Genomic DNA, 1,614 nt, shown 5'->3' with positions numbered 1-1,614 from the left:
CGTCGTTCGCCACGTCCTTCTTCGGCTCCTAGCGCCTAGGCATCCTCCGTGTGCCCTTATTAGCTTGACCTTGCATTCGCACAAGTGCGGATACCTGATCATCTATAACAAGGTTTTTGGATGATTCGCTATCTAGTTTTCAAGGAACAACTTGTCTTCCGCTAAAAGCGGCAAGAAACATCTTACCACAGACTTCTTTGTAAGATCAAGCACAATTTGCACTTTCTCTAATTGGAAGTTGTTGGTGGAGCCAAGCGGGATCGAACCGCTGACCTCCTGCTTGCAAGGCAGGCGCTCTCCCAGCTGAGCTATGGCCCCAAACTTTACTTCAAAAGCGAAGCTTGGCTTCGAGGTGGANGGATCAAAGCCTGCTTACGGCTCCCCGAGGCATTTCGTCGTTCGCCACGTCCTTCTTCGGCTCCTAGCGCCTAGGCATCCTCCGTGTGCCCTTATTAGCTTGACCAGGCTCCGCTTTATGCCGATTCACGCTAGCAAGCAAGCTTGCCAAATCGCTCATGCGCCATACAACTTCGCTTCATCAAACCTCAAGGTTTTTGGATGATTCTAGTTACATACTTCGCTATCTAGTTTTCAAGGAACAACTTGTCTTCCGCTAAAAGCGGCAAGAAACATCTTACCACAGACTTCTTTGTAAGATCAAGCACAATTTGCACTTTCTCTGATTGGAAGTTGTTGGTGGAGCCAAGCGGGATCGAACCGCTGACCTCCTGCTTGCAAGGCAGGCGCTCTCCCAGCTGAGCTATGGCCCCAAACTTTACTTCAAAAGCGAAGCTTGGCTTCGAGGTGGATTCCGATTATTCCGAATCTCCCGAATACTACCTTATGAAGTTTAAATGGTGGGCCCTAGTGGACTCGAACCACCGACCTCACCCTTATCAGGGGTGCGCTCTAACCAGCTGAGCTAAGGGCCCATATTTTGTTTTGTGCATACTTAGCAAGCAACGGCCCGCTATTTTCAGCAAAATAAAAACCCACAAAGTGGGTTCGCTTGGCAACGTCCTACTCTCCCAGGACCCTGCGGTCCAAGTACCATCGGCGCTGGAAGGCTTAACGGTCGTGTTCGGGATGGGTACGCGTGGTTCCCTTCCGCCATCGTCACCAAACGAATTGCGCGTGTTTCCGGAGTCGCCAAACTCCAGAAGGTTTGTATCTTGAAAGGTGCTTGCCCTTTCAAAACTGACAACGAGTGATTGAAGTTGTGAAGGCCGAGGCCTTCTTGACTGGGTGCGATTCGGCACCCGAGTCTCCATAGAAAGGAGGTGATCCAGCCGCACCTTCCGATACGGCTACCTTGTTACGACTTCACCCCAATCATCTACCCCACCTTCGGCGGCTGGCTCCTTGCGGTTACCTCACCNACGAATTGCGCGTGTTTCCGGAGTCGCCAAACTCCAGAAGGTTTGTATCTTGAAAGGTGCTTGCCCTTTCAAAACTGACAACGAGTGATTGAAGTTGTGAAGGCCGAGGCCTTCTTGACTGGGTGCGCTTCGGCACCCGAGTCTCCATAGAAAGGAGGTGATCCAGCCGCACCTTCCGATACGGCTACCTTGTTACGACTTCACCCCAATCATCTACCCCACCTTCGGCGGCTGG

General features: G+C 51.6%; 2 tRNA genes, 2 rRNA genes and 1 other annotated feature (1 of these 5 only partly in view). All 4 genes read right to left on the bottom strand.

The window, feature by feature from the left end:
• Positions 1 to 419, bottom strand: a sequence feature (23S ribosomal RNA rRNA prediction is too short); it reaches 365 nt to the left of the window's first position.
• Between the two features lie 275 nt (positions 420 to 694).
• Positions 695 to 770, bottom strand: a tRNA-Ala gene (locus tag EDM21_RS24385).
• Positions 771 to 855: 85 nt separating this feature from the next.
• Positions 856 to 932 (bottom strand) — tRNA-Ile (locus EDM21_RS24380).
• A gap of 75 nt (positions 933 to 1,007) precedes the next feature.
• A 5S ribosomal RNA gene (gene rrf / locus EDM21_RS24375) occupies positions 1,008 to 1,124 on the bottom strand.
• A gap of 405 nt (positions 1,125 to 1,529) precedes the next feature.
• Positions 1,530 to 1,614, bottom strand: a 16S ribosomal RNA gene (locus EDM21_RS24370); the annotation flags it as partial.

It is taken from the genome of Paenibacillus lutrae, assembly GCF_009757775.1.
Taxonomy (GTDB): Bacteria; Bacillota; Bacilli; order Paenibacillales; family NBRC-103111; genus Paenibacillus_F; species Paenibacillus_F lutrae.
The sequence above is the reverse complement of the archived record's forward strand: the minus strand, read 5'-3'. Positions and strand labels throughout refer to the sequence as shown.